Source organism: Streptomyces iconiensis, assembly GCF_028657195.3.
Lineage (GTDB): Bacteria > Actinomycetota > Actinomycetes > Streptomycetales > Streptomycetaceae > Streptomyces > Streptomyces iconiensis.
This window is the reverse complement of record NZ_JANCPR020000001.1, coordinates 356441-377816: the sequence shown is the minus strand read 5'-3', so window position 1 is coordinate 377816 and position 21376 is coordinate 356441. Positions and strand designations below refer to the sequence as shown.

At 70.6% G+C, this 21376-nt stretch carries 19 protein-coding genes and 1 pseudogene; 10 read left to right on the top strand and 10 right to left on the bottom strand.

Annotated elements, in window-relative coordinates; genetic code table 11:
• Genes NMN56_RS01670 through NMN56_RS01660 form a run of 3 tightly spaced genes read left to right on the top strand, consistent with a single transcriptional unit; the run spans window position 1 to window position 3988 of the window.
• Entirely contained in the window at window positions 1-1470 is a 1470-nt protein-coding gene (locus NMN56_RS01670) for a CbiQ family ECF transporter T component (RefSeq protein ID WP_430542441.1), read from the top strand.
• The gene (locus tag NMN56_RS01665; RefSeq protein ID WP_274039659.1) at window positions 1467-3143 is read left to right on the top strand and encodes an ABC transporter ATP-binding protein; all 1677 of its coding nucleotides are present in this window, start codon (window positions 1467-1469) and stop codon (window positions 3141-3143) included. The genes NMN56_RS01670 and NMN56_RS01665 overlap by 4 nt, the downstream gene beginning before the upstream one ends.
• Complete coding sequence (locus NMN56_RS01660) at window positions 3140-3988, top strand: ECF transporter S component (RefSeq protein WP_274039660.1); 849 nt, start codon at window positions 3140-3142, stop codon at window positions 3986-3988. The genes NMN56_RS01665 and NMN56_RS01660 overlap by 4 nt, the downstream gene beginning before the upstream one ends.
• Before the next feature lie 9 nt (window positions 3989-3997).
• On the opposite strand, the gene NMN56_RS01655 is transcribed toward NMN56_RS01660, so the two are convergent.
• Window positions 3998-4633: a ClpP family protease gene (locus NMN56_RS01655; RefSeq protein WP_274039661.1), complete on the bottom strand. Its 636-nt coding sequence runs from the start codon at window positions 4631-4633 to the stop codon at window positions 3998-4000.
• Window positions 4634-4870: 237 nt separating this feature from the next.
• A complete protein-coding gene (locus tag NMN56_RS01650; RefSeq protein ID WP_280842613.1) occupies window positions 4871-5302 on the bottom strand; it encodes a hypothetical protein in 432 nt (143 codons plus the stop codon).
• Between the two features lie 242 nt (window positions 5303-5544).
• On the opposite strand from NMN56_RS01650, the pseudogene NMN56_RS01645 reads away from it, so the two are divergent.
• Window positions 5545-6114, top strand: a pseudogene (locus NMN56_RS01645) (TetR/AcrR family transcriptional regulator); the annotation flags it as partial.
• 308 nt (window positions 6115-6422) lie between these two features.
• On the opposite strand, the gene NMN56_RS01640 reads toward NMN56_RS01645, so the two are convergent.
• Together NMN56_RS01640 and NMN56_RS01635 are read right to left on the bottom strand one after the other, a co-directional pair.
• On the bottom strand, window positions 6423-6671 hold the full coding sequence (locus tag NMN56_RS01640; protein ID WP_274039663.1) for a hypothetical protein: 249 nt from the start codon (window positions 6669-6671) through the stop codon (window positions 6423-6425).
• A gap of 263 nt (window positions 6672-6934) precedes the next feature.
• On the bottom strand, window positions 6935-7633 hold the full coding sequence (locus tag NMN56_RS01635) for a DedA family protein (RefSeq protein WP_430542440.1): 699 nt from the start codon (window positions 7631-7633) through the stop codon (window positions 6935-6937).
• 111 nt (window positions 7634-7744) lie between these two features.
• Between NMN56_RS01635 and NMN56_RS01630 the strand changes: the two genes are divergently transcribed.
• Window positions 7745-8872, top strand: a complete 1128-nt coding sequence (locus tag NMN56_RS01630) for a sensor histidine kinase (RefSeq protein WP_274039664.1) — start codon at window positions 7745-7747, stop codon at window positions 8870-8872.
• Window positions 8872-9483 (top strand): response regulator, encoded by a 612-nt coding sequence (locus NMN56_RS01625; RefSeq protein ID WP_274039982.1) that lies wholly within the window; start codon window positions 8872-8874, stop codon window positions 9481-9483. Before NMN56_RS01630 ends, NMN56_RS01625 begins: the two co-directional genes overlap by 1 nt.
• Before the next feature lie 124 nt (window positions 9484-9607).
• Here the strand turns inward: NMN56_RS01625 and NMN56_RS01620 are convergent, their stop codons facing one another.
• Window positions 9608-10777: a steroid 3-ketoacyl-CoA thiolase gene (locus tag NMN56_RS01620; protein ID WP_274039665.1), complete on the bottom strand. Its 1170-nt coding sequence runs from the start codon at window positions 10775-10777 to the stop codon at window positions 9608-9610.
• Between the two features lie 204 nt (window positions 10778-10981).
• Here NMN56_RS01620 and NMN56_RS01615 point away from each other — a divergent pair, with 204 nt between their 5' ends.
• Window positions 10982-12220, top strand: a complete 1239-nt coding sequence (locus NMN56_RS01615; protein WP_274039666.1) for a cytochrome P450 — start codon at window positions 10982-10984, stop codon at window positions 12218-12220.
• Window positions 12221-12373: 153 nt separating this feature from the next.
• Here the strand turns inward: NMN56_RS01615 and NMN56_RS01610 are convergent, their stop codons facing one another.
• Window positions 12374-13222: an AraC family transcriptional regulator gene (locus NMN56_RS01610; RefSeq protein WP_274039667.1), complete on the bottom strand. Its 849-nt coding sequence runs from the start codon at window positions 13220-13222 to the stop codon at window positions 12374-12376.
• A gap of 117 nt (window positions 13223-13339) precedes the next feature.
• On the opposite strand from NMN56_RS01610, the gene NMN56_RS01605 reads away from it, so the two are divergent.
• On the top strand, window positions 13340-13750 hold the full coding sequence (locus NMN56_RS01605; RefSeq protein WP_274039668.1) for a DUF2000 family protein: 411 nt from the start codon (window positions 13340-13342) through the stop codon (window positions 13748-13750).
• On the opposite strand, the gene NMN56_RS01600 is transcribed toward NMN56_RS01605, so the two are convergent.
• The gene (locus NMN56_RS01600; protein WP_274039669.1) at window positions 13671-15785 is read right to left on the bottom strand and encodes a bifunctional glycosyltransferase 87/phosphatase PAP2 family protein; all 2115 of its coding nucleotides are present in this window, start codon (window positions 15783-15785) and stop codon (window positions 13671-13673) included. The genes NMN56_RS01605 and NMN56_RS01600 overlap by 80 nt on opposite strands.
• Before the next feature lie 202 nt (window positions 15786-15987).
• Window positions 15988-17511 (bottom strand): glycosyltransferase family 39 protein, encoded by a 1524-nt coding sequence (locus NMN56_RS01595; protein ID WP_274039670.1) that lies wholly within the window; start codon window positions 17509-17511, stop codon window positions 15988-15990.
• 245 nt (window positions 17512-17756) lie between these two features.
• Here NMN56_RS01595 and NMN56_RS01590 point away from each other — a divergent pair, with 245 nt between their 5' ends.
• Window positions 17757-18074, top strand: a complete 318-nt coding sequence (locus NMN56_RS01590; RefSeq protein WP_274039671.1) for an antibiotic biosynthesis monooxygenase family protein — start codon at window positions 17757-17759, stop codon at window positions 18072-18074.
• 256 nt (window positions 18075-18330) lie between these two features.
• On the opposite strand, the gene NMN56_RS01585 is transcribed toward NMN56_RS01590, so the two are convergent.
• Window positions 18331-18990 (bottom strand): HAD-IA family hydrolase, encoded by a 660-nt coding sequence (locus tag NMN56_RS01585; protein ID WP_274039672.1) that lies wholly within the window; start codon window positions 18988-18990, stop codon window positions 18331-18333.
• 584 nt (window positions 18991-19574) lie between these two features.
• A complete protein-coding gene (locus NMN56_RS01580) occupies window positions 19575-20801 on the bottom strand; it encodes a peptidoglycan-binding domain-containing protein (RefSeq protein ID WP_274039673.1) in 1227 nt (408 codons plus the stop codon).
• A gap of 50 nt (window positions 20802-20851) precedes the next feature.
• Between NMN56_RS01580 and NMN56_RS01575 the strand changes: the two genes are divergently transcribed.
• Complete coding sequence (locus tag NMN56_RS01575; protein ID WP_274039674.1) at window positions 20852-21358, top strand: YfbM family protein; 507 nt, start codon at window positions 20852-20854, stop codon at window positions 21356-21358.
• Window positions 21359-21376 lie beyond the last annotated feature (18 nt).

Here is a 21376-nt window from a genome sequence, read left to right as displayed (position 1 = left end):
ATGCACCGCTCCACTCCGAGAGCACCGCTCACAAACGGAGCACCGCCCGAAACGAGAGCACTGCTCAAAGAGAGAGCCCCGCTCTCGCCGAGAGCACTGCTCACAAGAAGAGCGCCGCTCTCGACCCGGAGCGGCGCTCTGCATCCGGGCGCCTGGTGGCTCTGGGCACTCGGCCTGGCCACCGCCGCCTCCCGCACCACCAACCCCCTGCTTCTGGCGCTGCTGATCGCGGTGGCGGGCTATGTCGTCGCCGTACGCCGTACGGACGCGCCCTGGGCACGCTCGTACGGCGCGTTCCTCAAGCTCGGCCTGCTCGTGCTCGCCATCCGCCTCGTCTTCGCGTTCTTCCTCGGCTCCCCCATCCCCGGCACCCATGTGCTCGCGGACCTGCCCGAAGTCCCGCTCCCCGACTGGGCGAAGGGCGTACGGATAGGGGGTCGGGTGACGGCCGAGGGCATGCTCTTCGCGCTCTACGACGGCCTGAAACTGGCCACACTTCTCATCTGCGTCGGCGCGGCCAACGCGCTCGCCAACCCCGCGCGCCTGCTCAAGTCCCTGCCGGGGGCGCTGTACGAGGCAGGGGTCGCGGTGGTGGTGGCGATGACGTTCGCGCCGAACCTCGTCGCCGACGTACGTCGCCTGCGCGCCGCCCGCCGGCTGCGGGGGCGCGCGGACCGGGGTCTGCGCGGCCTGCTGCAGGTGGGGCTTCCGGTGCTGGAGGGCGCGCTGGAACGTTCGGTCGCGCTGGCCGCCGCCATGGACGCGCGCGGCTACGGCCGTACCGCACATGTGCCGCCCGCCGTACGGCACACCACGACGGCGCTCACGCTCGGTGGCCTGCTGGGTGTGTGCGCGGGTACGTACGGGCTGCTGGCGGCCGAGGGCGCGGGGTTCGGGTTGCCGGTACTGCTGGCGGGGCTCGTTCTCGCGCTGGGCGGACTGTGGTTGGGCGGCAAGCGGGCGGCCCGCACCCGGTACCGGCCCGACCGTTGGGGCGCGCGCGCCTGGCTCGTCTCCGCCTCGGGCGCCGCCGTGGCCGCCTTCATGATCAACGCTGCCGGCAATTACCCCGCCGCGCTCCACCCCCCGGCGATTCCCCTGAACCCGCCACCGTTCCCGCTGTGGCCGGCTGCCGCCACCCTCCTGGGCCTCCTCCCCGCCTTCGTGGCGCCCGCTCCACCCGCCCCGCCCACCGGGACCGCCCCCTCCCCCGGGACCGCCCCCTTCCCCGGAGGCGCGGGCTCGGCGGCGCGCAGGGGCGCCGCCGACGTCCGGCAGAAGAGCGGGGCCGTCCGGCAGGAGCCCGGAGAGGAGCCGGCACCGCGCCCCGGAGCCTCCCGCTCCGCACACGGGGAAGCATCGAGACATACCCCGTGGAAGAAGCGGAAGCCCTCCCCCTGGAGACACACCCCTCTCCACCGGGCGCAGCAGGACAGGGGAGAACCCCACGACCAGGAGCCCACACAGTGATCACCTTCGACAGCGTCACGGTCACCTACGAGGACTCCGCGCACCCGGTCCTCCACGCCGTGGAAGCCGCCATCCCGGAAGGCGAACTGTGCCTCCTGATCGGCCCCAGCGGCGCGGGCAAGAGCACCCTTCTGGGCACGGTCTCCGGCCTGGTTCCGCACTTCACGGGCGGCACCCTCCACGGCAGGGTGACGGTCGCCGGCCGTGACACCCGCACCCACAAGCCCCGCGAACTCGCCGACGTGGTGGGCACGGTGGGCCAGGACCCTCTGGCCCACTTCGTCACCGACACGGTCGAGGACGAACTCGCCTACGGCATGGAATCTCTCGGCCTCCCTCCTGGCACCATGCGCCGCCGTGTCGAAGAGGCCCTGGACCTCCTCGGCCTCAACGAGCTGCGCGACCGCCCCATCGCCACCCTCTCCGGCGGCCAGCAGCAGCGGGTGGCGATCGGTTCCGTACTCACGCCGCACCCCAAGGTCCTGGTTCTGGACGAGCCGACGTCCGCGCTCGATCCGCCCGCTGCCGAGGAGGTGCTGGCCGTCGTCCAGCGCCTGGTGCACGATCTGGGCACCACCGTGCTGATGGCCGAGCACCGCCTCGAACGCGTGGTGCAGTACGCCGACAAAGTGCTGCTCCTCCCCTCCCCCGGCGCCCCCGCCCAACTGGGCGATCCCGCCGAGCTGTTGGCCGTCTCCCCCGTCCAGCCCCCCGTCGTCGAACTGGGCCGGCTCGCCGGCTGGTCCCCCCTGCCCCTCTCCGTACGCGACGCGCGCCGCAAGGCCCAGCCCCTCCGCGAACGCCTGGCCACCCACACCCCGGCCCCCACCGGCACCCTCCACCCCACGACAGACACAGGCGCGAGCACAGACGCAGCAGGTACAACAGGCGTGCCAGGCGCACCCCGCACAGGCGTGCCGGCCGCGCCCCTCGCGGAGACCAGGCGCCTCAGCCTCGTCCGGGACCGCATCACCGCACTCCATGAGGTGACGCTCACCCTGAACCCGGGCGAGACCATCGCCCTCATGGGCCGCAACGGCGCGGGCAAGTCCACACTGCTCAACACCCTCGTCGGCATGCACAGGCCCACCTCGGGCCAGGTCACCGTCGGCGGCAGCCCTCCCCACCGCACGCGCCCGGCCGAACTCCTGCGGCACGTCGGTCTCGTGCCCCAGGAACCCCGCGATCTGCTCTACGCCGACACCGTCGCCCGCGAGTGCGAGTCGGCCGACGCGGACACCGGAGCCGAACCGGGAACCTGCCGCACGCTGGTCTCCCAACTGCTCCCCGATATTCCGGACACCACCCACCCCCGTGATCTGTCCGAGGGCCAACGCCTCGCCCTCGCGCTGGCGATCATCCTCACCGCCCGGCCGCCCCTGCTGCTCCTGGACGAGCCGACGCGCGGCCTGGACTACGCGGCCAAGGCCCGCCTGGTCACGCTCCTGCGCGAACTCGCGGCAGACGGCCACGCCATCGTGCTGGCCACCCACGATGTCGAGTTGGCCGCGGAGATCGCCCACCGCGTGATCATCCTCGCCCAGGGGGAACCTGTGGCCGACGGCCCCACCGCCGAGGTCATCACCTCCTCTCCTGCCTACGCTCCTCAGACCGCCAAGATCCTCGCCCCCCAGCAGTGGCTGACCGTCAGCCAAGTGAAGGCAGCGCTATGACGGCGCCCGCGCGACCCACCAAGGCCATCCGCCTGGGCCCCCGCTCCCTCGTGGCCCTGGCGCTGACCTCCGCGACGGGCGTCGTGGCCTTCGCCTGGCCCCTTCTCGCGGACGCGACCTCCGGCCTGGCCCACTCCCAGGACGCCCCCTGGCTCTTCGCCGCTCTCCTCCCTCTCCTTCTCGCCGTGGCGCTGGCGACCATCTCCGACACGGGTATGGACGCGAAGGCCGTCGCGATGCTGGGTGTTCTCGCCGCCGCCGGCGCAGCACTGCGCCCGCTGGGGGCCGGCACGGCGGGGCTTGAGCCGATGTTCTTCTTGATGGTCCTGTCGGGCCGGGTCCTGGGGCCGGGCTTCGGCTTCGTACTCGGCGCCCTCTCCATGTTCGCGGGCGCCCTGCTCACGGGCGGGGTAGGGCCCTGGATGCCGTTCCAGATGCTCACCATGGGGTGGGTGTCCATGGGCGCCGGGCTGCTTCCCGCGCCCTCCGCCCTGCGCGGACGCCGCGAACTCGTACTGCTGGCCGGCTACGGCGCCCTGTCAGCTCTGCTCTACGGACTCGTGATGAACCTCCAGGGCTGGCCCTATATCGCTGGGCTCGGCTCCGGTATCTCGTTCGTGCCGGGCGACCCGCTCCACGAGAATCTCTCCCGCTTTCTCACGTACGTACTCGCCACCTCTCTCGGCTGGGACATCCCCCGCGCCCTCCTGACGGTCGTCCTCACCCTGACCCTGGGCGGCACGGTGCTGCGCGCACTGCGCCGCGCCACCCGCCGGGCTGCCTTCGACGCCTCTCCCGCGTTCCCGGAACAGCCGTCCCCGAGCCCGAGCCCGAGCCCTCGCTAGAACGACGTGCTAGACGGACGCGCCTCCCGCATCGGCGCTGGACATGATGTCGTCGATAAGGCCGTACTCCTTGGCTTCTTTCGGAGTGAACCAACGGTCCCGGTCGGCATCCTTGGTGATGGTCTCCGGCGTCTGACCAGAATGCAGGGCGATCAGTTCCGCCATTTCTCGCTTGGTCTGCCTGAGTTGTTCGGCGTAGATCTTTACATCGGTCGCTGATCCCGCAAGTCCAGCGGAGGGCTGGTGCATCAGCATCCTGGTGTGCGGAAGTGCGAACCTTTTCCCCGGAGCGCCCGCCGTCAGGAGAAACTGCCCCATTGATGCGCAGAATCCCATGGCGATGGTCACCACGTCGTTCCGGATGTACTGCATCGTGTCGTACACCGCCATGCCGGCCATGGCCGAGCCGCCTGGCGAGTTGATGTAGAGGTAGATGTCCTTTTCCGGGTCTGCTGCCAGTGTCAGCATCTGAGCCGTGACGCTGTTGGCGATCTCGTCGTCGATTTCCTTGCCGAGGAAAATGATGCGGTCATTGAGCAGGCGTTGATAGATCGCTTCACCCGCCGGCGCGCCGTTGCCCGGGGCCAGCCCTTGAGGCGCGGCGCATGACAGTGCATTCGGCCGGACAAACTCCGTGACGGTCATACATACCCCATCCCATTGCCGGATTTGCCTCTCACTCCGGGGAGGCAAACACCGGCAATCACCAGGGGAGTTGGGGCAGGAATCTTCCACCAAGAGCGGATCGGCTGCGTTTTCACCGAAAGCGAAGGGATATTGCTTGCTTTCGATCCCCGCGTTCCTGCTCTCCCCCGAGGAGCAGGAACGCGGGGCCGCCACGAAGCGGCGGGCCGCATCCACGCCAGAGGTGGATTCGGGCGCCTACCGCGCGGTGGTCCGCATGGCCAAGGTCTTCGCTCTCGTCGCCGGTGACGTGCTCATCCGCGTCGCGTCACCCGCCCGGAAGCGGGGCGCGGCGGCCCGGTCCGCGCTGGGCAGAGCACCGCCGGCGGCGTCCCCCTCCTCGGAGAGGAGGCAGCCGGTGTGTATGTGTTTCTCCTCCGGCGTCAGCCGGCCTTTCGAGCGGGGCTTGAGGCCACCCGAGGTCATGCCGGTCGCCGTACGGAGGGGCGATGCCGCATAGAGGGGACGGACGGCGTCACGGCAGCCATGGGTGCCGACGGGCCGTTCGCCGGACTTCCCGGACTGCCGGTTGGCACGGCTCCCGTCGGGTTCCGCGCCAACTCCGCCCGTACCGCACGCCGGTTGCGCCGCCTTCAGGGCCGCCTTCGGGCCCATCTTCGACTCGATCACCGCCGCCTCCCCGGTCACTTGCGCACCGGTCGCGTCCTGCACCCCCACGAAGACCGTGGCCGCGAGCAAGGCTGCGCCGAGCAGCCCAACCCAGCCTGTACATCGTGCGGTTCCATCCCTCGACATGTCATTGATCCCCCGTTCCCCCGTGCCCCCCGCATGCGAGAACGTGCGTTCTCGACATCGAAAGGAGAGTAACGTAGAGAACGATGGTTCTCAACCCCTGTGGAGAACGGGACTGAATGAACGCCGAAGTGACCACCGAGAGCCGCGTGCTGAGCGCCGCGGACGCCCTCTTCTACGAACACGGCGTGCAGGCCGTGGGGATGGACCGCATCAGGGACGCCTCCGGCGTCTCCCTCAAGCGCATCTACCAGTGCTTTCCGTCCAAGGGCGCACTGGTCGAGGCGTATCTGCGCCGCCGTGACAGATGGGCGCGCACCGCACTGGAGGAGCACGTCGCCCGGTTCGTCGACCCCGGCGACCGGGTCCTCGCGGTCTTCGACTGGCTCTACGACTGGTTCGACGGCCCGGACTTCCACGGCTGCGCCTTCATCAACGCGTTCGGCGAGTTGGGGGCCGACTCGCACGCCGTCGCCGAGGCCGTGCGGGACCACAAGTCAGCCGTACGCACCTACCTCCGCGATCTCACGCACGAGACCGGTGCCGAGGAACCGGACTGGCTGGCCGACCAGTTGGCCGTGCTGCTCGACGGCGCCATGAGCACGGCCTCGATCACCGACTCCCCCGCGCCCGCACGCCACGCGCGCACGGCGGCCAAGACGCTGATGAGCGCGGCGACCCGGCAGGAGACGCCGCCCGGCCCGGCGGAAGCAAGGACTCCACCCCCACGGTCGGCCCCGCCCGCGCAGCGGACACGTCCCGCCCCTCCGGTGTCCTCTGCGCGGGATGACGCGAGCCCGAGGGCCTGACCTGCGGCGCCCGTCCCGCGCCGGCACGTACAGCCACACCGGACGGTCCGGCAGTCGTCGCGTAGCCACGGCGGGGGCGCGAGGGAACCTTCTTCCTCGTGCGGTGACCATCGCTCGAACGCTTCACCCCCGCCGACGCACGCTTCGCACCACCCGCACCGGCCAACACGCCGCCGGGTGGCGCCGGTTCAGGGGGCGACGCAGCGCGGGCAGGTGCAGTCCGGCAGGCGGGACGAGTCGTTCTGCGGGGGCACATCCTTGCGTGGACTGACCACGATGACGGGCCCGTACGTACGTCCGCTGTCGCGCGACACCCTGATCGTCATGCGTGAGCGCTCCGCGTCGTCCGCTCCCATCGGCCAACTCCGGCCGAACTTCCGTTCCTTCTCCCGGTTCCACGCCTTCACGCGCCGCGTCTCCTCCTCGTCGCCGGTCACGGACGGTGCGCGTCCGACCCCGAGCCCGGGTTCGGGAAACGCACACGTCGCAACTGCCCCCACAACTCCCCCAGCACACTGCCCGGACCGTAGATATCTGTCCCGGTGTGCGCCGCATTGACGTCGCGTCCCCCGTTGAACGGACCATGCGATTGGCGGGGCGATCGCGAGAGCAGCCGCCGCATCGGCGCGGGCGACCGGCGCATCGCAGGGGTGGTCGGCGCATCGCGAGAGCAGCCGGCGCGTCGCGAGGCGTCGAGCGATCAGTCGCGGCGGCGGGAGCGCGTCCGGCTCCGCCGGGTACCGGTACCGCGTGTGAGGCGGAAGGCGAGGAAGACGACGAGGGCGAGCGCGACGATGCCGAGCACTCCCTTCGAGTACATCGAGACGATGTCGGTGACCTGCTGCCAGCGGGCACCGAGCCCGTAACCGGCGAAAACGAAGATCGCGTTCCAGATCGCGCTGCCCAGCGTCGTCAGCCCGAGGAAGACGGGCAGCGGCATCCGTTCGACGCCCGCCGGCACCGAGATCATGCTGCGGAAGATCGGGATCATACGGCCGAAGAAGACGGCCTTGGTGCCATGCTTCGCGAACCACTTCTCCGTCTTCTCGATGTCGGAAGCCTTGACCAGCGGTATGCGGTTGGCGAGCGCGACGGTGCGGTCGCGGCCGAGTACGGCGCCGACGCCGTAGAGCGCGAGCGCGCCGACGACGGAACCGACGGTCGTCCAGATGAGGACCGCGACGATGCTCAGGCTGCCCTTGCTGGCTGTGAACCCGGCGAGCGGCAGGATGACCTCGCTCGGGAGGGGCGGGAAGAGGTTCTCCAGAGCGATGGCGATTCCGGCGCCGACGGCGCCGAGCGACTCCATCAGCCCGGCGGCCCATCCGGCGACGCCGCCGAGCTGGGGCTCGTCGGACGACGCCGAAGCGGCGGAAACGGAAACGAGGTTGACGATCATGCGGTAAACGGTAAGAGACCTTCCGCTCCTCCCGGAATCCGGACCGCCCTACGAAACCGTACGGTTTCCCGCACTACGTGGCGCAGGGCTCCCGTATTAGCGTGAGCGCTCATGCGTACGACGCTCCACCGCTGGTCATGGGCCGTGCTCGGCCTCCTCCTTGGCACTGTCTCCGCACTCGGGGCATGCCTCCTGCTGCTTGTGGCCGCGGTGTGGCGCCGGGCGCGTACGGGTGCCCGGCCCTTGGTGGAGATGGAGCGCCGCCGTATCGCCGCCTTCTACGGCACGCGGCTGGGCCCGGTACCGAGGGAGTCGCGCCGTGCCATGGCGTATCTCGCGCTGCGCCTCGGGCCCGCGCTGCTCGGCGCCGCCGTGCTGGTCGCCACCGTGGCGGGTGCCGTCTCGGCGTCCTTCCTGGTGTGGGGCTGGTTCGTGCTGGCGCGGCTCGACAACCCGGTCGACGTTCTGCTGTCCGCCTGTGGTGGTCTGTTTCTGCTGTTCCTCGCCCTCCAGGGCGTCTACGGAGTGGCGCTCGTCGAGGTGCACCTCGGCCGCCGTTGGCTCGGCCCCAGCGGCCGGGAGGTCCTCGAACGCCGCATCGGCGAGCTGGCCGCTACCCGCGCGGGCGTGGTCGAAGCGGTGCACGAAGAGCGGCGCCGCATCGAACGCGACCTCCACGACGGTGTGCAGCAGCGCCTTGTCGCACTCGCCCTGCTACTGGCGCGCGCCCGTCGCGCTTCCGGGACGCCGGAGCCGGCGGAGAAGTCGGAGGCGCTGCTGCGGCAGGCACACGAGGAGTCCCAGGAGGCGCTGTCCGAACTGCGGGATGTCGCCTGGCGCGTCTACCCGGCATCCCTGGACAACGGGGGCCTCGGCGCCGCCCTGGAGACCCTCACCGAACGACTGGGCACGGCTGCGCTCGTCCTCGATCTCACCGTCGACCTCGCGGCCGAACCCCCGCCGACGGTACGGACGGTGGCCTACTTCGTCGCGGCCGAGGCCGTCACCAACGCGGTCAAGCACGCCCACGCCTCCCGTATCGCCCTGCGCGTGACCTCACCCGAACGTGGGACCGTGGTGACCGTGACGATCGAGGACGACGGACACGGCGGCGCTGACGGTACCGGCACGGGGCTGCTCGGGCTCTCCCGCAGGGTGGCCGCGCTCGACGGACGGCTCGCCCTGAGCAGCCCCGTCGGCGGGCCCACCCGCGTCACGGCGGAGCTGCCGTGCGGGTGATGCTCGCCGACGACTCGACGCTGCTGCGCGAGGGCCTCGCCCGCCTTCTCGGCGACGAGGGCCACGAGGTGACGGCCACGCTGGGTGACGCGGAAGCGCTGCTCGCCGCGGTCGCCGCCGACCCGCCCGATGTCGCCGTCGTCGATGTCCGCATGCCACCGACTCACACGGACGAGGGACTACGGGCCGCGCTCACGATCCGCGTCCGGTGGCCGGAGACGGGTGTGCTTGTGCTGTCGCAGTACGTGGAGCGCCGCTACGCCTCCGAGTTGTTGTCCTCGGCCGCGGGCGGCGTCGGCTATCTCCTCAAGGACCGTGTCGCGCAGGTGGACGAATTCCTGGAGGCGCTGGAGCGTGTGGGCGCCGGCCACACGGCGCTCGACCCCGAGGTGGTGCGCCGCCTCCTCGCCCAGCGGCTCACTCCGCGCGAGCACGATGTCCTCGCCACCATGGCGCGGGGCCACACCAACGCCGCCATCGCCGAGCACCTGCACATCTCGCTGAGCGCCGTCGAAAAGCTCGCCAACGCGGCCTTCGCCAAGCTGGGTGTTCCCACGTCCGTGGGCTACAGCCGCCGGGTGCTGGCGGTCCTGCGCTACCTCGACTCCTGAACGGTCAACTGCCGTACCACGCCCGGACTTTGGCCTGTACCAAATCGGGCCGGGGCCGTAATTCTCTCCGCGCCGGGGAGGACGCGTACTACGGCCGGGCCACGCCCTGACCTGCTAGCGCACGTTAGAGACGCTGGAGGATCGTAGCGGTGGACAGCGCGCCCCCCGCGCACATCGTGATGAGTGCGAACTCCTTGTCGCGCCGCTCCAGTTCGTGCAGCGCCGTCGTGATCAGCCGTGCGCCGGAAGCCCCCACCGGGTGACCCAGCGCGATGGCCCCTCCGTTGACGTTGACCTTCTCCAGGTCCTGCTCGAAGACCTGCGCCCAGGAGAGCACGACGGAGGCGAACGCCTCGTTGATCTCGATGAGGTCGATGTCCTTGAGCGACATCCCGGACTTGCCGAGCACCGCGCGGGTGGCGTCGATCGGACCGTCCAGGTGGAAGTGGGGGTCGGCCCCCACGAGCGCCTGCGCCACGATCCGGGCGCGGGGCCGCAGTTTGAGCGCTCTGGCCATCCGCTTGGAGGCCCACATCACGGCGCTGGCTCCGTCCGAGATCTGCGAGGAGTTGCCCGCCGTGTGCACTGCCGTGGGCATGACGGGCTTCAGCCCTGCGAGCCCCTCCATGGTCGTGTCCCGCAGTCCCTCGTCGCGGTCGACATGGCGCCACATGCCCTGCCCTGTGGCCTGTTCCTCCTCGGTCGTGGGCACCTGCACGGCGAACGTCTCGCGTTTGAAGCGCTCTTCGGACCAGGCGATGGCGGCACGCTCCTGCGAGAGCAGGCCGAGGGAGTCGACCCGTTCGCGGGACAGGCCCCGCTCCCGGGCGATGCGTTCGGCCGCCTCGAACTGGTTCGGGAGGTCGACGTTCCACTCGTCGGGCCACGGCTTGCCGGGCCCGTGCTTGGAGCCACTGCCCAGCGGCACGCGGGACATCGCCTCGACACCGCAGCCGATGCCGACGTCGATGACGCCCGCGGCGACCATGTTGGCCACCATGTGGTTCGCCTGCTGCGAGGAACCGCACTGGCAGTCGACGGTCGTCGCGGCGGTCTCGTAGGGGAGGCCCATCGCGAGCCAGGCGTTGCGCGCGGGGTTCATGGACTGCTCGCCGGCGTGGGTGACCGTGCCACCGACGACCTGCTCGACGCAGTCGGCGTGTATGCCCGTGCGGCCGAGAAGCTCGCGGTAGGTCTCCCCCAGTAGATAGGCGGGATGCAGGTTCGCCAGCGCGCCACCGCGCTTGCCGATGGGAGTGCGTACTGCTTCGACGATGACGGGTTCGGCGGCCATGAGTCGTCCTCTCCAGCCCAACTAGTACGCGTTCTAGTTCTTGAAACAGTCTTATGAGCCGGGCGCCCACCGCGCAAGGGGCTTGCATGAGTCCGGCACACACTTCACACGCAAGATCTCCGTCCGTGACCCTTGCCACTTGTAGAACCCGTTACTACCTTCGGGGCAATTCTGATGGGCCGTCAGACATGGAGTGGAGCTGCGATGTCCCCCTGCCCCGCGCTGCCAGACGGGTTCGACTTCACCGACCCCGACGTCTACGAACAGCGCGTACCTGCCCCGGAGTTCGCCCTGCTGCGCGAGACGGCACCCGTCTGGTGGAACAAGCAGCCGCACGGTCTCGCGGGTTTCGGAGACGACGGGTACTGGGTGGTGACGCGCCACGAGGACGTGAAGGAGGTCTCCACCCACCCGGAGATCTACTCCTCGAACATCAACACCGCTGTCATCCGCTTCGCCGAGTACATGGAGCGCGAACAGATAGACATCCAGAGGCTGATCATGCTGAACATGGACCCGCCCGAGCACACGCGGGTCCGTCAGATCGTTCAGCGCGGATTCACACCCCGTTCCATCCGTGCCCTGGAGGACACCCTGCGCAACCGCGCGGGCCGTATCGTCGAGAGCGCGAAGGCCGGAGGCAGCGGCGACTTCGTCACCGACATCGCCGTCGAACTCCCCCTCCAGGCCATCGCCGAGCTGATCGGTGTCCCCCAGGAGGACCGCTCCAGGATCTTCGACTGGTCGAACAAGATGGTCGCCTACGACGATCCGGAGTACGCCATCACCGAGGAGGTCGGCACCCAGTCCGCCGCCGAACTGGTCTCGTACGCGATGACCATGGCCGAGGAGCGCAAGAGCTGCCCCGCGAAAGACATCGTGAGCCAGCTCGTGGCGGCCGAGGGTGAAGGGAACCTCAACTCGGACGAGTTCGGCTTCTTCGTGATCCTGCTGGCCGTCGCCGGCAACGAGACCACACGCAACGCCATCAGCCACGGTATGCACGCCTTCCTCACTCACCCCGACCAGTGGGAGCTGTTCAAGCGCGAACGCCCCGGGACGACCGCCGAGGAGATCGTGCGCTGGGCCACGCCCATCGTCTCCTTCCAGCGCACCGCCACCCAGGACACCGAGCTGGGCGGCCAGAAGATCTCGGCGGGCGAGCGCGTGGGCATCTTCTACTCCTCGGCCAACTACGACCCGGAGGTCTTCGACAGCCCCGGCGTCTTCGACATCACCCGCGACCCCAACCCCCACCTCGGCTTCGGCGGCGGAGGCCCGCACTTCTGCCTCGGCAAGAACCTCGCCGTGATGGAGATCAACCTCATCTTCAACGCCATCGCCGACCTCATGCCGGACATCTCCCTCGCCGGCTCCGCCCCACGCCGCCTGCGGTCCGCCTGGATCAACGGCATCAAGGAGCTGCGCGTCAACTACGCGTGAGACGGCTGCGCGTCAGGCGGCTCCGTGCGGCGCCGGGCCCGGCCGTACCCGGGCGGTCCGCGGTCTGTTCGCACGCGTGCCGCCCGCGCAGCGGCCGGGTACGTGCGCGCCGCGGCCCCGCCCGTACGCCCTTCCGTCGCGTACGTTCGCGTCTCAGCCGCGGACGTACGTGCCGGGGGTGATGCCGTACGAGCGGACGAACCAGCGGTGCAGGTGGCTCTGGTCGGCAAAGCCGGACTCGGCCGCCGCACGCGCCGCCGTACCGCCGCGTGCGAGGACGCGGCGGGCCACGCGCAGGCGCTGCTGCCGCTGGAACTCGCTGGGCGCCACCCCCAGTTCGGCCCGGAAGGCACGGTAGAGCGCGAAGCGGCTGCACCCTGCCGCATCGGCCAGACGCTGCGCCGATATGTCCTCGGCCCACTCGTCCTCCAGCAGCGCGCGGGCACGCCGTACGGCCCCGGACCCGGCACGCGGGGAGGCCCTCAGCGCGGGGTTGCGCGCGCCCCGCCGCACCATGGCCAGCACCGTCCGGGTCAGCCGCTCGTCCCGTACGAGGCCGCCCGCCGCGGGGCCGTCGACCAGCGCGGCATAGAGGCCGAGCAGTGCGTGCCGCAGCACAGGGTCCTCGCGCACCGGATGCGGAAAGAGCGGCATGGGCGCGTCCGCTCCCGCGGCATCGGTGAGCACCGACCGTACGAGCCCGGGGCCCAGATGCACGATGCGGTAGGTGAAGCCGTGCTCGACGGCGGACTCGCCGTCGTGCGGATCGTCGGGGTTGAAGGCCATCACCATGCCCTCACCGCTGGTGTGGTCGCTGCCACGGCAGCGGAAGCGCTGGGCGCCTGACTCGGTCACGGCGAAGGAGTAGGCGTCGTGACTGTGGCGGTGGAAGACATGGCCGGTGAAATGGGCGCGCATGGCCTCAAGCGGCTGGTCAGGAGCGCGCCAGTACCTCGCCCAGTCCCCTGTCTCCGCCTCTTCGCTCCGCACGTCTGCCGTCATGACGCCAGTCTGCCACCGGCCACTGACAACGCTTGTTGGCACGCGTTCCGCCGGCCCGCGTCCCGCAGGCGCACGAGCGTTCAAGCCCGCCGCCACGGATGGCGGGACAGTGCACGCATGCGTTTCGATACGAAGATCGCCATCGTCGTCCGTTCCGACCTGGCCGACTGGCAGAAGCTCAACGTCACCGCTTTCCTCGCCAGCGGCATCACCGCAGCCTCGGACGAGATCCTCGGCGAGCCCTACGAGGACGCCTCGGACAACCGCTATCTGCCGCTGTTCCGCGAACCGGTGCTCTGCTACGCGGCGGACGCCGAGTCCCTGGCCAAGGCCCATGCCCGCGCCCTCTCCCGTGGGCTCGCCACGGCCGTCTACACCGATGAGATGTTCTCGACTGACCACGACGCCGACAACCGCGCCGCTGTCCGTGCCGTGGAGGCGGACAAGCTCACTCTTGCGGGGCTGGCTCTTTACGGTCCCCGGAACTCCGTGGACCGCGCGGCGAAGGGCCTGAAGCTGCACGGCTGACGGCGGGGGCGTGGGGTTCGGGGCCGACCTGCGATCCGGCGTCCGACCCGGGCTCCTGCTCCCCCGGGGTCTCCCGCCTGTCACGTATCCGCGCGACCCACCTCTGTGCGGCGAACCCGGTCGCCACCACGAGGACACCGCCGGCCGCGTCCAGCAGGTAGTGGTTGGCTGTGGCCAGCACGACGAACGTCGTCATCAGCGGGTAGAGGGCGCCCAGTGCGCGCGCCCAGTGCTTCTTCGTCATCTGGAAGACCACGACGGCGCACCACAGGGACCATCCGACGTGCAGCGACGGCATCGCCGCGTACTGGTTGGACAGTTCCGTCAGGGCACCGAAGTCCGGTTTCGACGGGTCCTGGGGGCCGTGTGCGGTGTCCACGTAGCCCAGGCCCGGCATCAGACGCGGCGGTGCCAGCGGGTAGAGCCAGAAACCGACGAGTCCCAGCAAGGTGGCGAAGCTGAGCGCCGTACGCGCGGACCTGTAGTGCGCGGTTCTGCGCATGTAGAGCCACGCCAACAGGGCGATCGGGACCAGGAAGTGGAACGTCGTGTAGTAGGAGTCGCAGAGGTGGCGCAGCCAACTCGTGTCTACGGCGAGCTTGTTGACAGTGTGCTCGATGTCGATGTGCAGGAACTTCTCCACGCCGAGGATCTGGTCCCCGTGTCCCTCGGCCAGCGTCCGCGAGTCCGGTGCGTGCCCCCGCACATACGAGTACGCCCAGTACCCGACCCGGATCAGCAGCAGTTCCAGCATCAGGTTCGGGCGGCTGAGCGGGCCCGAGGACGCGGGGCTGTCCCACAGCGGGGAGCCGCGCGAAACGAATGGCACGGCACAGGCGGCCAGCAGCGCTGCCAGTAGTACGGCGTTCTCGCCCAGGAAGCCGAAGGCGGCCACCTTCGGCACCAGCGCGTCGCCGTCCAGGGTCAGCACCAGCGTCACGAACACCGGCCACACCAGCCGGTCGGCCTTGCGTCTGCCGACCCGTCCGACCACGGCAAGCAGCACCCACAGCAGCTGGTGCTGCCAGGCTGTCGGGGACACTGCGACAGCGGCGCATCCCACGACGGCCGCGGCCAGCAGCAGCTGCCCGTCACGCGCGTAACGGACGGCACGGCGCATCGCGAGCCATGTGATGCCCGCCACCAGCACGAGCAGCAGGGTGACTTCGAGGGGGCCGCGCAGCCCGAGGCGCAGGAGGGCTCCGTGCAGCGACTGGTTGGCGGTCGCGTCGGCGGGGTCACCCAGGCCGGCGCCCACGACATGGCGCACCCAGTACGTCCACGAGTCCGCGGGCATCGCGGCCCAGGCGGCGACCGAGCAGGCGGCGAACGTGCCCGCACCAGCGAACGCGGCCTGGCGCCGCCCGGTCAGCCACAGCAGCGGCACGAACAGCAGCGTCGCGGGCTGGAGCGCGCCCGCAACACCGATCAGCACGCCTCCGGCCTGCCTGCCCTGGCCCGTCTTGTCCTCGCCTCTGAGGAGCCAGCCGACGAGTACGAGCAGCACGGGCAGGATGCTGGTCTGGCCGAGGTGGAACGTGTTGCGCACCGGGATGGACAACGCGAGCAGGCTCAGCGCCACAGGCACGGCGAACAGCGAGGTGCGCCGCGAGACGGGCCCGGGCAGCGCCCGTGCCGCGACCACGCCGACGGCGGCGACCAGCAGCATCGTGCCGACCGTCCATGCCACGCCCAGCCCCTGTTCGGCGGCGCGGGTGAGTGGTTTCAGTACGAGCCCTGCGAACGGTGTCCCCGTGAACGGCGCGCTTCCGTCATAGAGCGAGCCCCGCACACGCAGGACACCGTTCTCACCGATCCACGCGAACAGGTCGACGAAGCGTTCGTGGCTGGGAATGCGGAGCACGGCGGCGGCCTGGCGAGCGGCGAGCGCCCCTGCGAGCAGCCACAACGCCCCGAGGACTACGCCTTCGCGTGTCCTCAGTTGTTGTGCGAGCCCCGTTCTGGCGCCGGATCTGTCCTGTCCGGTCCCCTCACCCCTGTCCGCCACCACGCCCCGGACGCCTCCCTGCCTCATTCTCTGTCGTCTCTGCCGTCGCCTTCGCCTGGTTTCCGAGCAGTCAGACGCAGGGAACCTGTTCGTTACCTGTGCGGATGTACACCCAGGAGACCAGTCTCACGTCACGGTCGTCCGGGCGGCAGTGCGGACCTTCGGTATACGGGGAATTCCGGCAGTTCGCGGTGTTCTGCCGCTCTCATGGACCGCATTCCCAGCCCGCTCAGCGCCTCGGTGGACAGCTGCCGCCCCTGGCGTAGAGGACTATCCGCGCTCCCTTGACCCGGGCTGTCTCGCAAGCGCTGAACCCCGCGTTCAATGTCCGTCTTTTCACGCTCTCCTGGCCCGTGGCATCCAGAGGCTCACCGGCCTCGTCGGTCAGGGCGATGACTCTGCGCACCTTCCTGAGACGCTCTTCGACCCGCCGCGCGGGCAGCTCCTCGCCCTGCAACGTGCCGGAGTCCGCAGGGGCCCTGGCGAGCGCCAGATCGTCGAGCTTCCTGTAGGTGGGCGGCGACGACAGCAGCCAGACGCGCCTCCTGGACGGCATGAACAGCACCGCGTCACCTGGTGCGCTCATGCGGCGTACCGCTTCGGTCACCGCTATCGCGTCGTCCTTACGGGACTGCGGTGTACGCATGGACGCCGACAGCGGCAGCAGGGCAGCGACGAGACCCGCGCAGCACAGCGCGGCGCCCGTCGCCCGGGCAGCGCGGTACGGCACCCGCTGTCCCAAGGCGCCCTGTCCGAGCGCCCGGTCGAGCGTGACTCCCAGGAGCAGCGCCAGACCGGCCATGCCGTAGAACACGTAGCGGTCGACGTACCAGGGCTTGACGAGGGACGCCACCAGTAGCGCGCCGGTGGGGACCACCAGCAACGGGAGGGCCACCGCCGCCACATCCGGCCGGCGAACGGAGCGCGTGGACACCCGCGAACACATCCAGCCCAGCAGGGAGATACCGGCGAACAGTGCCCAGGCTCCGGCGCCCGGCCTTCCGAGCCATCCCAGTTGGTCTTTCGCCTGTCCCAGGCTCAGTACCACCAGGGGCGTCAGTCCGGCGGCGATCGCGGCGCAGGCGATCCTCCATGAGCGCCACGTAGGCGGGGAAACCGCCGACAACTTGAGTGTCACTCCATGGGCGAGCATCGCCAGCGCCGCGAACTCGTGCATCCAGCAGGCCAGAAGGAGAAGCACCGCGTAGCCGGCCCACGCCTTCGGGCTGCCGCTGCGGACGGCACGCAGAAGAAGGTGGGTCGCCCATACGACCATGGCGCTCACCAGCGCGTAGGAACGCCCTTCTTGGGCGTTGTGCTGAACGATCGGGAGGGCACAGAAGATCACCCCTGCCACGAGTCCGGCTCTGGCGCCGCTGAGCCGGTGCCCCAGGGCACCCACCCCGGCAGCCGCGACAGCGGTCGCCACCACGGACGGCAGCCTGAGCGCTACCAGTCCCCCGTCCCACACGCTGAACACGCTGTGCATCAGCACGTAGTAGAGCGCGTGCACCGCGTCGATGTTCCCCACGAGGTGCCACAGTTCGGGGAGGCTCAGGTGCGCCGCGTACCACGTCACCGCCTCGTCCCGCCACATGCTTCCCTGCCGCTGTATGCCCCACGCGCCCAGGAGCAGCGCGACGGACGCGGGAACGAGCACCGGCGCCGCGCGTAACCCTCCGCGCGGGCCAGCAACTCCGCCGTCTTCCGTGTCTCCCCCGCCCGGCCTGCCGGACGCCACGTCGGTCGCCACACCCCACCTGTTTCGTTGTGTCCAGCAGTCCCCGCCGAAACCGATCCTGGTCAAGATCGGTCAACCCCGGATAGTCAGACGCCGGAGCGTAAGCGCTACCTGACCACTTCCACGTGCACTTCGGAGAGACCAGGACAAGCCTTTTCGTAAGGGGCGTCCACCGATTTAGACAATTAGCGGTCGCTCCCCGATGGGGCCGGGGGCCCGGACAGAACGCCCGCCGGGACTGAGGCAGGATGGAACGCATGAGCATCGTCAAGATCAACGCGCTGACCGTCCCCGCTGAGCAGCGGGAAGTGCTGGAACAGCGCTTCTCCGCGCGCAAGGGCATCGTCGAGACAGCGGACGGGTTCGAGTGGTTCGAGCTGCTGCGCCCCTTGGAGGGCACCGACCAGTACCTCGTCTACACCCGCTGGCGCGACGAGGAAGCCTTCCAGGCATGGATGAACGGGTCCATGAAAGAGGCGCACCAGGGCGGGGGTTCCGGCGAGCGCCCGAAGCCCGCGGCGACCGGTTCGGAAACCTGGTCGTTCGAGGTCGTCCAGCAGGCGCCGCCGAAGTAGGCTCCGGCGGCGCCCGGCATCCCTGACGCCTTCGCATAACCGCGCCAGCTCACGCCGCCCGCCGGCACGCGATCACGTCGCCCGCTGACCCGCACCCGTTCAGCTGGTGCTCGTGCAACAGCGGCACCGCACCGCGGGGACAGCGGCAACACGGCCGAGTCGCCGTCCACGTGGGCGCGGCGTGGCGGCCGGCGGCAGAACGGGCGGGGCGTCGCGGCGGCGGGGTGCACGGCGCCGAAGACCGCGCGAGGCGGTTCTAGCCGTCGAACGTGAGCCGTACGCGCCCGCCTTGGAGCGGCTCGACCCGGACCCGCTCCAGGTCGGGGACGTGCACGGTGGGGCCGTGCGCTGAGGCGCGCGGGCCGACGCCGACGACCGGCATCCCCGCGGCCAGGCCCGCCGCGATACCGGCGCCCGAGTCCTCGAACACCACACAGTCGGCCGGCTGGAAGCCCAACTCGGCCGCGCCCTTGAGGAAGCCCTCGGGGTCGGGCTTGCTGGCGCTCACCGACTCGGACGTGACGCGGACGGCGGGCATACGCAGCCCGGCCGCCTCCATGCGCGCGGTGGCGAGCCCCATGTCGGCCGACGTCACCAGCGCGTGCGGCAGCGTCTCGATCGCCTTGAGGAAGGCGGGCGCACCGGGAACGGGAACGATGCCGTCGGTGTCGGCGGTCTCCTTGGCCAGGAGCGCGCGGTTCTCGGCGAGGTTCTCCTCGACCGGGCGCTCGGGCAGTACGGCCGCCATCGTGGCGTGCCCCTGGCGCCCGTGCGCGACGCGCAGCACCTCCTCGGGGTCCAGCCCCTTCTCGGCGGCCCAGCCGCGCCAGATCCGTGCGACGACGGCATCGGAGTTGACGAGCGTGCCGTCCATGTCGAGCAGCAGCCCGAGAACGGTGATCGACGGCATCTGCATGCTCGGGCTCCCTGGGGCTTCGCTGGCGAGGTGAACAGATGGCCCGCCCGCCGGTCAGGGACGCCTCTCCCGTCAGGTGAGAGACACGGGCGGAACCATTTGTTCCTACATCATACAAACCTGCCCCACTCCCGGCGACCCCGCCCCGACGACGCGGCCCCCCGGCAGCCGCGACCCCACGGGCCGTGCGGCTCTCGTGGGCCCGCGGAGTGTGCCCGCGGAAGTGTGCCGCCCGCGCGGAGGGCCGGCCGGACCGCTGTTGCGTACCGGTAGTTGGTGCGGAACCGCTCAAGGGCGCGGCTGCGCACCAGTAGTGGGCCACCTGTGCGAGCCGACGCCGGGCCACCGGTGAGCGCCAGTGGTCAGCGCACGGGGTGCACCTCGCCCAGGGCGAGAGCACGTACCAGTGGTCGGCCATCGACGCGCGCCGGCGCCCGGCCGCCAGTGCGTACCAGTAGTGCGCAGCCGACGCACCCGCCAGTGGACGACTGCCGTTGCGCACCAGGAGCGGCCTGGCACTCCGGCCTGGTGCGCGCACCAGAGGTCCCCGCTGGCGCCGCGTACTGGCACGCCGGCGCACCCACTCAGCCGGACGTACGCGCCTCAAGGTGGCGGCGGGTCGCGGGGCCGTACTCGCCGGGAGGGTCGTCGTGGAGGAGGCCGTAGCGGGCCTGGTAGCGGAAGACGCCCTCCTGGACGCGCGAGGAGTAGACGCCGTCCTCCTCCGCTCTGTCGTCGAGGAACCCCGCCTGCTTCAGGCGGCGTTGCAGCTCGGAGACGGCGGCTCCCGAGTCACCGGGCCTCAATGTGGCTCCGGAGGGGCGTCCCGGGCGTTCGGGGCGCTTCCGGTCGGCGTCCGGGCTCCGCTTCCCGGCCGAACTGCCGGGCCGGGAGGCCGGCACTGAGGGCTTCCCGGAGGGCGCCGCACGCTCCGTGTGCGCCTCCCCGTCCCGGTCGGCACGCGGCGTACCGGAGGGGCCCGTACGTGACGGCACGGCGGAGGGTGAGGCCGGCTCCGTCTCGCCGTTCTTCTCCCGCGGGGGCGAGGAGGAGGGCAGAGCGTGCGTCGGCGCACCCGTGGGCGCGTGCCGCATCGCCCGCTCCTCGCCGTTCTGGCTGCCCTGGCCCTCTCCCCCTCCGGTGAGGATCTGCGTGGTCAGCAGTCCGGCGCCGAGCACGGCAGCCACTCCGACGCCCGCCAGTACGGCGGTGGTGGGACGGCGCCGCTCGCGCCGGTGCGAAGGGGCGGCTTGCGACGGTTCGGCTTCGGCGTGCACCGAGGCCGCTTCCGGCGCGGCCTTGCGTGCGGCCCTCTTCGGCCGCGAACCTCCGCTCACGGTGGGCAGTTCGGTCGTCTCGTCCATCCCGTGCCGGGCGAACGGCGACAGGTCGGGCATCGGCGCTTCCGGGCCGGGAACGGGGACGCCCACGGCACCCGTCGTACGGGCCGCGCCCTCGCCGTTCCCGGAGTCGGCACCGTCCGGCGCCTCAGCTCCGGTCCTCGCACCGGTCCCGGCCCCCGACTCGGCCTCGGACTCGCGGAGCCGCACGTAGGGGCGTATGTGCAGGGGGTCTTCGGACTCCCGTACAGGTTCGCGCCCGTCCTCCGCCCGGTGCGCGCACGCCCGAGCGTCTTCCCCGCACTCGGGACAGCGTTCGTACGCCGTCATCCGGCCCCTCCCCTGGGCGGTACGCCGCGTGCCGTCCGGCTCACGGCCCCGTGCCCGAATCGCCAGCAACTGTCCAGTGGTGGACCATACGCGGTCGAGGTCGGTCATGGTCAAGCGCGCCGGAAGTGCGAGCAGTGTCACGGACGCAGCTTCGGACGGCGTTGTCAGAGGCCGCACTTACGCTGCGGAGCATGGGGATGATCGCGAATTACGCCCGTCTGACACCCACCCAGCTCGACCGTGCGCTGCGCGACCCCGAGTGGGCGCACACGCATGTGCTGGAGCTGGAAAGGGCCGCATGGCAGGCCGGGCAGCCGGCTCCCTCACAGGCCCGCTTCCTCGACATCGACAAGACGTGGGGAGCCCTCGCGGTGCTGCTCAGCGGCAAGAACGTCCCCGTCGAGGTGATCTTCGGCGACGCAGGAATACCCGGAGCGCCGAGCTGGGGAACGAGCCCGCCCCATGCCCTCGCCCCGGAGCGCGTCGCGCTCGCCGCCGAGCTGTTGGGGCGCATATCCGGCGCCGAACTGACCGAGGGCGCGGACACGGAGAAGCTGGAACGCGAGGACGTCTGTCCGGCGATCTGGGACGAGGGCGAGGACGCGCTGGAGTACGTACGGAAGCACTACGAACCCCTCGTGGAGTTCGTCACAGCCGCGGCCGGCGAGGGCGAGGCACTTCTCGTGTGGCTCAACTGAGCGCAGCCCCGCGCCACC

Excerpts from the sequence above, each read along its gene's own strand:
- NMN56_RS01655 (WP_274039661.1), bottom strand. The coding sequence starts at position 4,633 with ATGACCGTCACGGAGTTTGTCCGGCCGAATGCACTGTCATGCGCCGCG.
- NMN56_RS01625 (WP_274039982.1), top strand. The coding sequence starts at position 8,872 with ATGCTCGCCGACGACTCGACGCTGCTGCGCGAGGGCCTCGCCCGCCTT.
- NMN56_RS01575 (WP_274039674.1), top strand. The coding sequence starts at position 20,852 with ATGGGGATGATCGCGAATTACGCCCGTCTGACACCCACCCAGCTCGAC.
- NMN56_RS01635 (WP_430542440.1), bottom strand. The coding sequence starts at position 7,633 with ATGATCGTCAACCTCGTTTCCGTTTCCGCCGCTTCGGCGTCGTCCGAC.
- NMN56_RS01615 (WP_274039666.1), top strand. The coding sequence starts at position 10,982 with ATGTCCCCCTGCCCCGCGCTGCCAGACGGGTTCGACTTCACCGACCCC.
- NMN56_RS01670 (WP_430542441.1), top strand. The coding sequence starts at position 1 with ATGCACCGCTCCACTCCGAGAGCACCGCTCACAAACGGAGCACCGCCC.
- NMN56_RS01630 (WP_274039664.1), top strand. The coding sequence starts at position 7,745 with ATGCGTACGACGCTCCACCGCTGGTCATGGGCCGTGCTCGGCCTCCTC.
- NMN56_RS01590 (WP_274039671.1), top strand. The coding sequence starts at position 17,757 with ATGAGCATCGTCAAGATCAACGCGCTGACCGTCCCCGCTGAGCAGCGG.
- NMN56_RS01610 (WP_274039667.1), bottom strand. The coding sequence starts at position 13,222 with ATGACGGCAGACGTGCGGAGCGAAGAGGCGGAGACAGGGGACTGGGCG.
- NMN56_RS01605 (WP_274039668.1), top strand. The coding sequence starts at position 13,340 with ATGCGTTTCGATACGAAGATCGCCATCGTCGTCCGTTCCGACCTGGCC.
- NMN56_RS01660 (WP_274039660.1), top strand. The coding sequence starts at position 3,140 with ATGACGGCGCCCGCGCGACCCACCAAGGCCATCCGCCTGGGCCCCCGC.
- NMN56_RS01585 (WP_274039672.1), bottom strand. The coding sequence starts at position 18,990 with ATGCAGATGCCGTCGATCACCGTTCTCGGGCTGCTGCTCGACATGGAC.
- NMN56_RS01620 (WP_274039665.1), bottom strand. The coding sequence starts at position 10,777 with ATGGCCGCCGAACCCGTCATCGTCGAAGCAGTACGCACTCCCATCGGC.
- NMN56_RS01600 (WP_274039669.1), bottom strand. The coding sequence starts at position 15,785 with ATGAGGCAGGGAGGCGTCCGGGGCGTGGTGGCGGACAGGGGTGAGGGG.